Raw genomic sequence first — 13,570 nt, 5'->3', positions numbered from 1 at the left:
TCACGTGAGCGTACGTCCGTACGGACGCAGGCGGTACGGAGCACGGTTGCGCTCAGAGGGCCGGCGCGGGCTCGTCCTCCCCCACGAAGGTGCGCCACAGCCGGGCGTACGTCCCGTTCAGGGCCAGCAGTTCGTCGTGCGTGCCGTCCTCGACGACCCGGCCGTGGTCCATCACCACGACCCGGTCCGCGCGCGCCGCCGTGGTCAGGCGGTGCGCGACGACCAGGGTGGTGCGGCGGCCGGTGAGGCGGTCGGTGGCCTGGTTGACCTGCGCCTCGGTGGCGAGGTCGAGGGCGGCGGTGGCCTCGTCGAGGAGCAGTACGTCCGGGTCGACGAGCTCGGCGCGGGCGAGCGCGATGAGCTGGCGCTGGCCGGCGGAGAGGTTGCGGCCTCGTTCGGCGACGGCGTGCAGGTAGCCGCCGTCCAGCGTCGCGATCATGTCGTGGGCGCCGACCGCGCGGGCCGCCGCCTCCACTTCGGCGTCGCTCGCCTCGGGCCGCCCGTAGGCGATGGCGTCGCGGACCGTACCCGCGAAGAGGTACGCCTCCTGCGGTACGACGCCCAGGCGGTGGCGGTACGCCGTCATGTCGAGGTCGCGCAGGTCGGCGCCGTCGGCGGTGACGCGTCCGCTGGTCGGGTCGTAGAACCGGGCGACCAGCTTGACCAGGGTGGACTTGCCCGCGCCGGTCTCGCCGACGAAGGCGACGGTCTGACCGGCGGGGATGCGCAGGTCGATCCCGGTGAGCGCCTCCTCCGCGCCGTCCGCGCCGCCGTACTGGAAGGTGACGTCCTCGAAGGCGATCTCGCCGCGCAGCGCCCGGACGTCCTTCGGACGGTCGTGGGCGGCGGTGGAGGTGGGTTCCCGCAGGAGTTCCTGGATGCGTCGCAGGGAGACGGTGGCCTGCTGGTATCCGTCGAAGACCTGCGAGAGCTGCTGCACGGGGGCGAAGAACAGGTCGATGTAGAGGAGGTACGCGACCAGCGCGCCGGCGGTCAGTGTGCCCGCCTCCACCCGGCCGGCGCCGACGATCAGCACCGCGGCGGCGGCGACCGACGACAGCAGCTGCACGAAGGGGAAGTAGATGGAGATCAGCCACTGGCCGCGCACCCGTGCCTCGCGGTAGGAGGCGCTGCCCCGGGCGAAGTTCTCGGCGCCGGAGCGCTCGCGGCGGAACGCCTGGACGATGCGCAGTCCGGACACCGACTCCTGGAGGTCGGCGTTGACGCCGGAGACCCGGTCGCGGGCCAGTTCGTACGCCTTGACGCTCGACTTCCGGAAGAAGTACGTGCCGATGATCAGCACTGGGAGCGTCGCGAAGACGACGAGGGCGAGCTGCACGTCGATGACGAGGAGGGCGACCATGATGCCGAAGAAGGTGACGACGGAGACGAAGGCCGTGACGAGACCGGTCTGCAGGAACGTCGACAGGGCGTCGACGTCCGTCGTCATACGGGTCATGATGCGGCCGGTCAGTTCGCGCTCGTAGTAGTCGAGTCCGAGCCGCTGGAGCTGCGCGAAGATCTTGAGCCGCAGCGAGTAGAGGACGCGTTCGCCGGTCTTGCCGGTCATGCGCATCTCGCCGGTCTGGGCGATCCACTGCGCGAGCACGGACAGCAGGGCGAGCCCGGCGGCCGCCCAGACCGCGCCGATGGCGAGCTGGGTGACGCCTTCGTCGATGCCGTGCCGGATCAGGATGGGCAGCAGCAGTCCCATGCCCGCGTCGACGGCGACGAGGCCGAGGCTGACCAGCAGCGGCCGCCCGAAGCCGCGCAGCAGGCGGCGCAGGCCGTAGGACTTCTCGGGCTGGACGGCGCGGGCCTCGTCGATGGCGGGCACGTCGTGGGCGGGCGGCAGCGCTTCGACCTGGGCGAGCAGTTCGGGGGTGGCGGGCATGCCGGGCGCGTGGTCCATGGCCAGGTCCGGCGAGGTCTCGTCCCGTACCCACAGGTCGGGCGTGATCCCGCGCTCGGCGTCGAACTCGGCGTCCAGCTCCGCCTGCACGGTGCGGTCGTCCGCCGGTTCCGGCATCTTGGTGAGGATGTGCCCGGGCGATACGCCGCCGAGCTCGTCGGGGTCGGTGAGCAGCCGCCGGTAGAGCGCGGAGCGGCGCTGGAGTTCGTCGTGCGTACCGATGTCGGCGAGGCGGCCGGCGTCGAGCACGGCGATGCGGTCGGCGAGGTTGAGGGTGGAGCGGCGGTGCGCGATGAGCAGCGTCGTACGCCCGGCCATGACGGACTTCAGTGCCTCGTGGATCTCGTGCTCGACGCGGGCGTCCACGGCGGAGGTGGCGTCGTCGAGGAGGAGCAGGCGGGGGTCGGTGAGGATGGCGCGGGCGAGGGCGATCCGCTGGCGCTGGCCTCCGGAGAGGGTGAGGCCGTGCTCGCCGACGGTGGTGTCGTAGCCGTTCGGCAGCGCGGCGATGAACCGGTCCGCCTGGGCAGCGCGGGCGGCGGTCTCGATCTGCTCCTGGGTGGCGTCGGGCAGGCCGTAGGCGATGTTGGCGCGCACGGTGTCGGAGAAGAGGAAGCTGTCCTCCGGTACGAGCCCGATCGCGGCCCGCAGCGAGTCGAGCGTCAGCTCGCGGACATCGTGGCCGCCGACGAGGACGGCGCCGTGGGAGACGTCGTAGAAGCGCGGCAGCAGGAGCGACACCGTCGACTTGCCGCTGCCGGAGGAGCCGACGACGGCGACGGTCTCGCCGGCGCGGATCTCCAGCGAGAAGCCGTCGAGGACGGGCCGGTCGGCCTCGTACCCGAAGCTGACGTCGTCGAACTCGACGCTCGCCCCGGCGTCGGCCGGGAGCTCCTTCGTCCCGTCCTCCATCGACGGTTCGGTGTCGATCAGTTCCAGTACGCGCTCGACGCCGGCCCGCGCCTGCTGGCCGACGGTCAGGACCATGGCGAGCATGCGCACGGGGCCGACGAGCTGGGCGAGGTAGGTGGAGAAGGCGACGAACGTACCGAGGGTGATCTCTCCCCGGGTGGCGAGCCAGCCGCCGAGGGCGAGCATGGCGACCTGTCCGAGTGCGGGCACGGCCTGGAGCGCCGGGGTGTAGCGGGAGTTCAGCCGGACGGTCCGCAGCCGCCCGGCGAAGAGCCGCCGGCTGACCTCGCGCAGCTTCCCGGTCTCCTGGTCCTCCTGCCCGAACCCCTTCACGACGCGTACGCCGGACACGGCCCCGTCGACGACCCCGGCGACGGCGGCGGCCTGCCCTTGCGCGTACCAGGTGGCCGGGAAGAGGCGGACGCGGCTGCGCTTCGCGATGAACCACAGGGCGGGGGCGACGGCGAGGGCGACGACGGTGAGCGGCAGCGAGAGCCACGCCATGATCACCAGGGAGATCAGGAAGAGCAGCACGTTGCCGATGGTCATCGGCAACATGAAGAGCAGGCCCTGGATGAGCTGGAGGTCGCTGGTGGCCCTGCCCACGACCTGCCCGGTGGACAGCTCGTCCTGGCGGCGCCCGTCGAGGCGGGTGATGGTGCCGAACATCTCGGTGCGCAGGTCGTGCTGTACGTCGAGGGCGAGGCGGCCCCCGTAGTAGCGCCGGATGTAGGTCATGCCGTACACGACGACGGCGGCCACTATCAGCAGCGAGGTCCATACGGCGAGCGACTTGGTGCTGTCCCCGATGACGTCGTCGATCACGACCTTGGTGATCAGCGGGACGAGCGCCATCACGGCCATGCCGCCGAGCGACGACCCGAGCGCGAGCACGACATTGCGCCGGTACCGCCAGGCGTACCCCGCCAGCCGCCGTGCCCACCCTTGATCTGCCGCCGCCACTGCTGCCTCCCGATCGTCCCGCTCTACCGGAAGGCTCCAACGCGGTGGGGTGCGGATTTCATCCCGCTGCGGCGAAGTGGGGCCGTTGGTCCTAGGACCGAGCGGGGCCCCGGCCTCGCGGCGCGTCAACGGGGGCAAGCCTCCACTCGTCCGGAGGGCTGCCTGACCGTTCCATCCATTACGGCCCCGGTCAGGGGCGTGGGCTGCCCGTGGCGGGGTTCAGGTTCTTGTGGATGGCTCGGGAGACCGCCTGGATGGTGTTCACGCCGTCGTCCATCGTGCGGTTGCCGTGGGTGAGCACGGTCATCCTGTAGTCGTGGCCCCGGCCCGTGAACGCGCCGATGGAGTGGACCCGCCAGCCGTGGGTGGCGCGGCCCAGCCAGCCGTTCTTGACCTGGACGGTGGCGGAGGCCGGGGCACCGGCGGGCGTGCCCCAGCGCTGGGAGGGTACGACCTTGCCGATCAGGCGCAGGGTGTACGCGCGGGCGTTGTCGCTCAGGACGGCGTTCTTCGTGGTGAGGAGTGCGAGGAGCCGTTGCTGGTCGGCCGCCGTGATCTGGGTCAGCCCCCAGGAGCCGCCCGTGCGGGGGGTGGTCTGGGTCATGCCGGCGGCCCGCAGGAAGCCCCTGATCTTGGTCGTGCCGAGCCGGCGCCACAGCGCGCTGGTCGCGTCGTTGTCCGACTTGGTGATCATGTCGGTGGCGAGGGCGGCCTCGCGGGAGGTCAGGTGGCGGTTGGTCTTGTCGGCTTCCCGGAGGAGTGCGGCGAGGACCGTCACCTTGATCACGCTGGCGGAGTCGAACTTCTGCGTGGCGTGCAGGGTGCAGGTGGTTTTGGTGGCGCGGTCGTGGAGCGCTATGGCTGTCGTGGACTGACGGCCTCGGAGGGCCGCGTCGATGTCCTTGGTCAGCTTGGCCGCCAGGCCCGCCTTGGCCGAGGTGCACATCAGTGCCGGCGCGGCCGCGGGGGCCGGTGCCGTGGGGGCCGGTGCCGCGACGGCCGGTGCCGCGGCGGCGACGGGCGCGAGCGCGCCCGCGGACAGGGCGGCGGCGATCGTGGCGCCGGTTATTCGGTTGCACCTCATGGTGTGGATTTCCGTCCCCTTGTGCTTCTGGTTCAGATGACCCGTCAGGGGCCGAACGGTTGTACGCGCCGGCAGTGAGCGGGGCGGCGCCCAGCCCTGCGGGCAGCTCTGCGGGCAGGTGTACGCGGCGCTCGCCGCGCTGGGGCGCTACGGGAGGGCCCGGGTGCTTCGCCCGGTCACAGGTGCGTCGGGGCGAACATGCGCAGGAGGGCGGGGAGTACGACGACCGAAGGGCCGGGAGCCGACAGGGACTTCGCCAGGTCCTCGCGCAGGGTCTCCGGGGTCGTCGCCGCCGCCGGGACGCCGAAGGACTGCGCCAGGGCCACGAAGTCCGGGCGGGCGAGTTCCGTACCGGTGGGCTCGGCGAAGGCGTCCGTCATGTACTCGCGGAGGATGCCGTAGCCGCCGTCGTCCACGATCAGCCAGGTGACCGGGAGGTTGTGCTGGCGGGCCGTGGCGAGTTCCGCGATCGAGTACATCGCACCGCCGTCGCCCGAGACCGCGAGAACCGGCCGGGTGGGGTCCGCCACCGCAGCGCCCAGCGCCGCCGGGAAGCCGTAGCCGAGGCCGCCCGCGCCCTGCGCCGAGTGCATGGTGTTGGGGTGGCGGGGGTCGAAGGCCGACCAGGCCCAGTAGGTCAGGATCGTCATGTCCCAGAAGCTGGGGGACGTTGCGGGAAGTGCTTCGCGGATGGACGCCAGCAGGTTCTGTTCCAGGAGCAGGTCCTGGGACGCGAGACGGGCACGCACCCGGCCGAGGACTTCGCGTACGCGCTCGTGGGCCGTCTCGTCGGTGCGGGGCTCCGTCGTCTCCAGGAGCGCCGACAGGGCGAGACGTGCGTCGGCGTGGATGCCGAGGGCCGGGTGGTTGGACTCCAGCTTGCCGAGGTCCGCCTCGATCTGGATGACCCGGCCCCGCGGCCTGAACGTGCCGTAGTTGGAGGAGAGTTCGCCCAGGCCGGAGCCGACGACGAGCAGGACGTCCGCGTCCTCCAGGAAGTCCGTGGTGTGGCGGTCTTCCAGCCAGGACTGGAGCGAGAGCGGGTGTTGCCAGGGGAAGGCGCCCTTACCGCCGAAGGTGGTGACGACCGGGGCGTCGAGCCGTTCCGCGAGCGCGCGCAGCTTGCCGGAGGCGTCGGAGCGTACGACTCCACCGCCCGCGACGATCGCGGGGCGGGCGGCCGTGGAGAGCAAGTGGGCTGCCAGCGCCGTGAGTTCGGGGCGCGGGGGTAGCTCGCACGGGGTCGCGTCCATCGCCGTGACGACGGGGAGCACGGTCTCCGCGAGGAGTACGTCCTGCGGGATCTCGATCCACACCGGTCCGTGCGGGGCCGTCAGCGCAGACTCCCAGGCCTCGGCGATCGCCGAGGGGATCTGGGAAGCCGTACGGACGGTGTGAACCGACTTCACGATGTCGCGGAACGACGCCTTCTGGTCCCGGAGTTCGTGCAGGTAGCCGTGCCGGCCGCCGCCGAGGCCCGCCGCCGGGATCTGGCTGCTGATCGCGAGGACGGGCGCGGACGCCGCGGCCGCCTCCTGGAGTGCGGCGAGCGAGGTCAGCGCGCCCGGCCCGGTGGACAGCAGCAGCGGGGCGGCCTCCCCGGTGATCCGGCCGTACGCGTCGGCGGCGAAGCCCGCGTTGTTCTCGACGCGCAGGCCGACGTACGCGAGCGAGGAGCGGCGCAGCGCGTCGAACACGCCAAGGGCGTGCTGGCCGGGGAGGCCGAACACGGTGGTGGCGCCCAGGCCCTGGAGTGTCTCGACCACGAGGTCGCCGCCGTTGCGGCCGGCGGGGGGATTCAGGGCGGCTGCGGTCTGCGCGTCGGTGGGGCGCAGGTTCACCTCGTGGTCGTGGGTCACTTCGCCGTCCTCGCCGCCGCGATCTGCCGGGACATGATGGTGGTGAGCTCGTACGCCGTGTGGGAGGCGGCGACGGAGGTGATCTCCGCGTGGTCGTACGCCGGGGCGACCTCGACGACGTCTGCGGACACGAGGTTGCAGGAGGACAGGCCGCGCAGGATCTCCAGGAGCTCGCGGGAGGTCATGCCGCCCGCCTCCGGGGTGCCGGTGCCGGGGGCGTGCGCCGGGTCGAGGCAGTCGATGTCGATGGAGATGTAGAGCGGGCGGTCGCCGATGCGCTGGCGGAGCTGGTCGGCGACCTCGTCGGCGCCGCGCCGGTAGACATCGGACGAGGTGACGATGCCGAAGCCCATCTTCTCGTCGTCGGTGAGGTCCTGCTTGCCGTACAGCGGGCCGCGCGTACCGACGTGGGACAGCGCCTCGGTGTCGAGGATGCCCTCCTCGACGGCCCGGCGGAACGGAGTTCCGTGGGTGTACTCGGCGCCGAAGTACGTGTCCCAGGTGTCCAGGTGCGCGTCGAAGTGGAGCAGCGCGACCGGGCCGTGCTTCTTCGCCACGGAGCGCAGCAGCGGCAGCGCGATGGTGTGGTCGCCGCCGAGCGTCATCATGCGGGCGCCGGTGCCGAGCAGGTCGTCGGCCGCGGCCTCGATCGTCTCGACGGCCTCGTTGATGTTGAACGGGTTCGCGGCGATGTCACCGGCGTCCGCGACCTGCGCCAGCGCGAACGGCGAGGCGTCCTGGGCCGGGTTGTAGGGGCGCAGCAGCCGCGACGCCTCGCGGATCGCGTTGCCGCCGAAGCGGGCGCCGGGCCGGTAGGAGACGCCGGAGTCGAAGGGCACGCCGACGACGGCGACGTCGGCCGTGCCGACCTCGTCGAGGCGGGGCAGCCGCGCGAACGTCGCCGGGCCCGCGTACCGCGGGATGCGGGAGGAGTCGACGGGACCGCGGGGCTGCTGCTGCTCGCTGCTGCTGCTGCTCATGTGAAATGCCTTCTTTTCTGCTCTTCGTAACGAATTACGACTTTAACCGGATGCGGCGGCGTAATCGGACACGGGCGGGACGGGGTCTCGGGTCCCGTCGGCCGCCCCTCGGCCCGCCGGCCGCTCCCACCTGCGGGCCAGGACGACGGGGCCGGTAGGGGCAGTGGCGAGGCTCACGACGACGTCGGCCGTGACCGTCGGCGGGCTCGACACTAGGCGGCCGGCGGGCGACGCTGAAGTGTACGTTTCATCCCCTCACACCACCCCTGATAGATGGAACATCCATGCCAGAGCCCCAGGCCCCACCTCCTTCCCCGTCTCCTTCCCCGTCTCCCTCCCCGCTCCCCTCCGCGCCTCCTTCCCCGCCGATCTCACTGGCCGCGCTGCTGGCGCGGAAGGATCTCGGCCTGCGGCGGATCGCCGGGCCCGGGGACGCGGAGGTGCACTGGGTGCACACCTCGGAGATGGCCGACCCGTATCCGTACCTCCTCGGCGGTGAACTCCTGCTGACGGCCGGCGTCCTGCTCGACGATCCGGAGAGGTACGTGTCCCGGGTCGCGCTGGCCGGGGCGGCGGCGCTCGGCTTCGGCGTCGCCCCGGTGTACGACACGGTGCCGGCGGAACTGGTCGCGGCGTGTGAGCGGCACGGGCTGCCGCTGGTGGAGGTGCCGCCCCCGACCACGTTCACCGCGATCGCCCGGGCGGTGTGGAGCCTGATGGCGCAGGCCCGTACCCGTGAGCTGCGCCGCGTCGCCGAGGCCCAGCAGGGCCTGGCCACCGCGGCCGCCAGGAGCGACCCCGTCCCCGCCGTCCTGCATCAGCTGACGACGCGGCTCGGCGGGGCGTGGGCGGAGCTGCTGGACGCGGACGGCGCACCCCTCGCCACGGCGGGCCGCCCGCCCGACCCCGCGACCCGGGCGGCCCTGGTCCGCCTCGCCCACGTGGTGAACCCCCCGGTCGACGACTCTCCCACCCGAGCCGTGCCCGCCTCCGCCACGGACACCGCGGGCGGCGGTCATCTCGCCGCGTACGCGCTCTCGGGTGGCCGGCGCCTCGCACTCGGCGTCGCCTCGGACCGCCGCGAGGCCGGTGACCACACCGTCGCCGGAGTCGCCGTCGTCCTGCTGTCGCTGCTCACCACCCGCCACCGGGGCGCCGGGGAGTCCGCGCGCGCAGCGGCCCTGGTGCGGCTGCTGCTCGGGGCGGACGCGGTCGAGGTGGCGCCGCTGCTCGGGGCCGGCGAGTGGACCGTGGTGCACGCCCGGCCGGCCGGCCCCGGCCACGGCGAGGGCCCGCTGCCCGCCGCCACGCTCGGCGCGGCCCTCGGCAGCGCTCTGGTGGACACGGCGGACGACGGCGCGGTACGGGTCCTGGTGAACGGGGCGGACGGCGTCGCGATCACCGCACAGCCCGGCTGGACGCTGGGCGTCAGCGCCCCCGTCGCCGCGCCCGGCCTGCCCGCCGCCGACGCCCGCGCCGCCCGTGCGGTACGCCGGGCCGAGGCCACCCGCAGCCCCCTGGTGCGCGACCGGGGCGAGGCAGGCGCCGGCCTCGCCTCCCTCGTCGCGCCCGACGAGGCCCGCGACCACGCCCGGGTGCGGCTAGCACCGATCGCCGACTCCCCCGCCCTCACCACGACCCTGCGCACCTGGCTGTCGCTGCACGGCAGTTGGGACCGCAGCGCCGTCGCCCTCGACGTGCACCGCAATACGGTCCGCCAGCGCATCGCCCGCTGCGCCGCGCTCCTCGACGCCGACCTGGACGACGCCGACGTACGGATGGACCTGTGGTTCGCACTGCGCTGGCTGTGACGCGTACGACCGTCCCCAACCCTGGACAGTCCAGGTGACCAACGGGTAACTTCTGACTGAGCAAGCGCTTAGTGCCACAACCAATAAGTGCAGCAACCAGTAATTGAGCAACCCGAACGGCGATCGGCCACCTCCGCGAGAGCGGCGGCGGCCGCGCCGCAAAGGAAGGGGGCGTCCCGTGCGCCGGACCGTATTCAACGAGGACCACGAGGCGTTCCGGGACACCATCCGGGCCTTCATCGAGGCCGAGGTCGTCCCGGTCTACGACGAGTGGTACGCCGCGGGCCAGGCGCCCCGCGAGTTCTACAACAAGCTCGGCGAGCTGGGCGTCTTCGGCATCGAGGTCCCCGAGGAGTTCGGCGGCGCGGGCCTGGAGACCTTCAAGTTCGAGGCCGTCATCGCCGAGGAGTGCGCCCGCGCGGGTGTGTCCTTCGGTGGCTCCGGCGTGCACGTGCTGCTCTGCCTGCCGTACCTGAAGGCGTACGCGACCGACGAGCAGAAGAAGCGCTGGCTGCCCGACTTCGCGTCCGGCGAGACGATGTACGCCATCGCCATGACGGAGCCCGGCACCGGCTCAGACCTGGCCGGCATGAAGACCACCGCGAAGCTCTCCGAGGACGGCTCGCACTACGTCCTCAACGGCGCGAAGACCTTCATCACCGGCGGCGTCCACGCCGACCGCGTCATCGTGTGCGCCCGCACCGCCGCGCCCACCGCCGAGGACCGCCGCCACGGCATCTCCCTCTTCGTCGTCGACACCAAGGCCGAGGGCTACGCGGTCGGCCGCAAGCTCGACAAGCTGGGCCTGAAGGTCTCCGACACCGCCGAGCTCTCCTTCAGCGATGTCAAGGTCCCGGCCGAGGACCTGCTCGGCGAGGAGAACAAGGGCTTCTACTACCTCGGCCAGAACCTGCCGCAGGAGCGCCTCGGCATCGCGGTCGGCGCGTACGCCCAGGCCAAGGCAGCGATCCGGTTCGCCAAGAGCTACGTCGAGGAGCGCACCGTCTTCGGCAAGCCGGTGGCCGCCTTCCAGAACACCAAGTTCGAACTGGCCGCCTGCAAGGCCGAGGTGGACGCCGCCGAAGCCGTCGTCGACCGTGCGATCGAGGCCCTGGACGCCGGGGAGCTCACCGCCGCCGAGGCCGCCTCCGCGAAGCTGTTCTGCACCGAGGTCGCACACCGCGTCATCGACAAGTGCCTCCAGCTGCACGGTGGGTACGGCTTCATGAACGAGTACCCGATCGCCCGCCTCTACGCCGACAACCGGGTCAACCGGATCTACGGCGGCACCAGCGAGGTCATGAAGATGATCATCGCCAAGGACATGGGCCTGTAGGGCTCGAAGCCGAAGCGGACCCTGTACAACTAGTTCGATGAACAAGGCACTTGAGTCCCTGCTCGATCTGCTCGACCTGGAGCGGATCGAGCAGGACATCTTCCGGGGCGTGAGCCGTTCGGCGATCGTGCCCCGCGTGTTCGGCGGCCAGGTCGCGGCTCAGGCCCTGGTCGCAGCCGGCCGTACCGTCCCCGAGGACCGCACGGCCCACTCCTTGCACGCGTACTTCCTGCGCGCCGGTGACCCGGGCGCGCCGATCGTCTACACCGTCGACCGCATCCGCGACGGCAGGTCGTTCACCACCCGCCGGGTCGTCGCCGTCCAGCACGGCCAGCCGATCTTTCACCTCTCGGCGTCGTTCCAGACGTACGAGGAAGGCCTCGAACACCAGGCGGACATGCCGTCCGCCCCAGACCCCGAGACGCTCCCGACGGCGGCGCAGATGCTGCCGCGCTATACGGACAGCTTCATCGACTCAGGTGTGGTGGACCGGCTGCTCGAAGCGCGCGAGGCGGTCGATCTGCGGTACGTCGACGCGCCGCCGTACGGCAGCGTGGGCGAGGCGCGCGAGCCGCGCTCGCAGGTGTGGTTCCGTACGAACGGCGCACTCGACGACTACGCCGACGACCCGCTGCTGCACGTCTGCCTCGCCACGTACGTCTCCGACATGACGCTGCTCGACTCGGTGCTGCTGGCGCACGGGCGGGGCGGCTGGACGGTGGGCGACGTGGTCGGGGCCTCGCTCGACCACGCGATGTGGTTCCACCGGCCGTTCCGGGCGGACGAATGGCTGCTGTACGACCAGGACTCACCGTCGTCGTCGGGCGGCCGGGGGCTGGGCCAGGCCCGGATCTACACCCAGGACGGGCGCCTCGCGATCTCCGTCATCCAGGAGGGCGTGGTCCGCGTCCCGCGGGCCTGACCGGCGCGAGACCGGCTCACGAGGTGCCGGGAGGCGCCACCCACACCGTGGGCTGTCCGGTGACCCGGGCGACGGTCTCGAAGTCCGCGTCGGAGTGCAGCAGCCCGAGTCCGGCCAGTTCGGCGGTGGCCGCGACGAGCAGATCGACGGGACCGGCACTACGGTGCTCGCCGCGCTCGGTCAGCAGCCGCGGCACGGCCCGGGCGCGCCGGACGGCGTCGTCAACCCCGAGCCGCCCCACCGCCACGCCGCCACCACGCCGCCGCCCCGGTCAGGCCGTCGTCAGCCCCGCCGCATCCAGCAGATACGCCGCCATCGGGTCGTAGAAGCGCGGGTCGGTGACGTGGTCGTCGAGCGGGACGGTGACCTGGAGGGTGCCTTCCGCCTCCGCGATGAACAGCGCGGGGTCGTTGCAGTCGGCGTACCCGATCGAGTCGAGCCCGCGCTGACCCGCGCACCCGGCCCAGCCGTGGTCGGCGACGACCAGGTCGGGCTGCGGCCTGCCGTCCCGCTCCAGCGCGTCAAGGATCGCGGCCATCGGCTCGGGCGAGTGGGTGTGCCACAGGGTGGCGCCCCGCTCCAGCATGGCGACGTCGGCGAACTGGAACACCATGCCCTCGTCGGCGGTGAGCCCGCCAGGGATCCGGACGATCTCGCAGCCCGCGACGCGCAGCGCGTCGGCGGTCTGGCGGTGTACGTCGAGGAGCCCACCGGGGTGGCCGGTCGCGAACAGCACCCGCTCCCGGCCGGCGGCGGCCTTGCGCAGCCGGGCCGCCATGCGGTCCAGCGCGTCAACGGTCAGCTCGGGGTCGATGGTGTCCTGGCCACTGCGGTGCGCGGGGTCGTCGCTGACGCCGCAGCGCTCGGCCATGACGGCGAGCACGTCCTGCTCGTCGGTCCAGCGGTCACCGAGCTCCAGGCCGAGCCAGTAGTGACGGTCGCCGTTCGCGAGCTTGCGGTAGTGGGAGAGGTTGTTGTCCCGGGGCGTGGCGACGTCGCCGGCGATGCGGGTACGTACCAGGTGGTCGACGAGGGCGGCGCGGCTGGGTATCGGCATGGCACCCATTGTGCCGTTCGCCGCACGGGGCGCGCGGGGTGCCCGCTCCCTGGACTACTCCTCGGGGCGGAGCCCCGCGGTGGGTTACGCCGCCGCCAGCGCCCCGAACGCGCCGTGTGCCAGCCTCCGCAGCAACGCCTCCATCGCAGCCCGCCCCGGCAGCCCCGCACCGTACGACCCCAGGTGGGGCGTCGAGTTCAGCAGGCCGAACACCGCGTGCACCGCCGACCGCGCCTCCGCCTCCGGTACGTCCGGGTTCAGCTGGCGTACGACGGTGACCCACAGTTCGACGTACTGCCGCTGAAGCTGCCGGACCCGCTTGCGGTCGCTCTCACGCAGCCGGTCGAGTTCGCGGTCGTGGAGGGTGATCAGGGGCCGGTCGTCGAGGGCGAAGTCGATGTGGCCGTCGATCAGGGAGGCCAGGACCGCCTCCGGGCCGCGCGCCGGCTCCGCGTCCGCCGCCCGCCGGCGCCCGCCGTCGAGCAGCCGCTCGCTGATACCGACCAGCAGCTCCGCGAGCATCGCGTCCTTGCCGGGGAAGTGCCGGTAGAGGCCGGGGCCGCTTATGCCGACCGCGGCGCCTATCTCGTCGACGCCGACCCCGTGGAAGCCACGCTCGGCGAAGAGGCGGGCGGCCGCCTTGAGGATCTGCTCGCGCCTGGTCGGAGCCGCGACACGGGCGGCGGCAGCGTGGGTGCTCATGCGGTCATTCTAAACGGCCTCGTTAGCGGTCG

The 13,570-nt window shown here is 72.4% G+C and carries 9 protein-coding genes and 1 pseudogene; 3 read left to right on the top strand and 7 right to left on the bottom strand.

What is annotated here, in order from left to right; all coding sequences use genetic code 11:
* Nucleotides 1-52 precede the first annotated feature (52 nt).
* The 4 genes from ACU6WZ_RS19130 to speB all read right to left on the bottom strand — a co-directional run bounded on the left by ACU6WZ_RS19130 (nucleotide 53) and on the right by speB (nucleotide 7,710).
* Nucleotides 53-3,787 carry an ABC transporter ATP-binding protein gene (locus ACU6WZ_RS19130; RefSeq protein WP_447029267.1) on the bottom strand — a complete coding sequence of 1,245 codons (3,735 nt, stop codon included), beginning with the start codon at nucleotides 3,785-3,787 and terminating at the stop codon, nucleotides 53-55.
* Between the two features lie 190 nt (nucleotides 3,788-3,977).
* Complete coding sequence (locus tag ACU6WZ_RS19125; protein WP_447029266.1) at nucleotides 3,978-4,871, bottom strand: serine hydrolase; 894 nt, start codon at nucleotides 4,869-4,871, stop codon at nucleotides 3,978-3,980.
* A gap of 176 nt (nucleotides 4,872-5,047) precedes the next feature.
* Nucleotides 5,048-6,730: a thiamine pyrophosphate-binding protein gene (locus ACU6WZ_RS19120; protein ID WP_447029265.1), complete on the bottom strand. Its 1,683-nt coding sequence runs from the start codon at nucleotides 6,728-6,730 to the stop codon at nucleotides 5,048-5,050.
* Nucleotides 6,727-7,710 carry an agmatinase gene (gene speB / locus ACU6WZ_RS19115; protein ID WP_447029264.1) on the bottom strand — a complete coding sequence of 328 codons (984 nt, stop codon included), beginning with the start codon at nucleotides 7,708-7,710 and terminating at the stop codon, nucleotides 6,727-6,729. The genes ACU6WZ_RS19120 and speB overlap by 4 nt, the downstream gene beginning before the upstream one ends.
* Nucleotides 7,711-7,994: 284 nt before the next feature.
* Here speB and ACU6WZ_RS19110 point away from each other — a divergent pair, with 284 nt between their 5' ends.
* The 3 genes from ACU6WZ_RS19110 (at nucleotide 7,995) to ACU6WZ_RS19100 (ending at nucleotide 11,779) form a co-directional block, all read left to right on the top strand.
* Complete coding sequence (locus ACU6WZ_RS19110) at nucleotides 7,995-9,521, top strand: PucR family transcriptional regulator (RefSeq protein WP_447029263.1); 1,527 nt, start codon at nucleotides 7,995-7,997, stop codon at nucleotides 9,519-9,521.
* Between the two features lie 178 nt (nucleotides 9,522-9,699).
* Nucleotides 9,700-10,857 carry an acyl-CoA dehydrogenase family protein gene (locus ACU6WZ_RS19105; protein ID WP_447029262.1) on the top strand — a complete coding sequence of 386 codons (1,158 nt, stop codon included), beginning with the start codon at nucleotides 9,700-9,702 and terminating at the stop codon, nucleotides 10,855-10,857.
* Between the two features lie 37 nt (nucleotides 10,858-10,894).
* Nucleotides 10,895-11,779 carry an acyl-CoA thioesterase gene (locus ACU6WZ_RS19100; RefSeq protein WP_447029261.1) on the top strand — a complete coding sequence of 295 codons (885 nt, stop codon included), beginning with the start codon at nucleotides 10,895-10,897 and terminating at the stop codon, nucleotides 11,777-11,779.
* A 16-nt stretch (nucleotides 11,780-11,795) separates the two neighbouring features.
* On the opposite strand, the pseudogene ACU6WZ_RS19095 reads toward ACU6WZ_RS19100, so the two are convergent.
* The 3 genes and pseudogenes from ACU6WZ_RS19095 to ACU6WZ_RS19085 all read right to left on the bottom strand — a co-directional run.
* A pseudogene (locus ACU6WZ_RS19095) lies at nucleotides 11,796-12,002 on the bottom strand (PIN domain-containing protein); the annotation flags it as partial.
* A gap of 48 nt (nucleotides 12,003-12,050) precedes the next feature.
* Nucleotides 12,051-12,836, bottom strand: coding sequence for a phosphatase (locus ACU6WZ_RS19090; RefSeq protein ID WP_447029260.1), 786 nt, complete (start codon nucleotides 12,834-12,836; stop codon nucleotides 12,051-12,053).
* Between the two features lie 84 nt (nucleotides 12,837-12,920).
* The gene (locus ACU6WZ_RS19085; RefSeq protein WP_447029259.1) at nucleotides 12,921-13,538 is read right to left on the bottom strand and encodes an SACE_7040 family transcriptional regulator; all 618 of its coding nucleotides are present in this window, start codon (nucleotides 13,536-13,538) and stop codon (nucleotides 12,921-12,923) included.
* Nucleotides 13,539-13,570 lie beyond the last annotated feature (32 nt).

Source organism: Streptomyces hypolithicus (assembly GCF_052934925.1).
The sequence above is the reverse complement of the archived record's forward strand: the minus strand, read 5'-3'. Positions and strand labels throughout refer to the sequence as shown.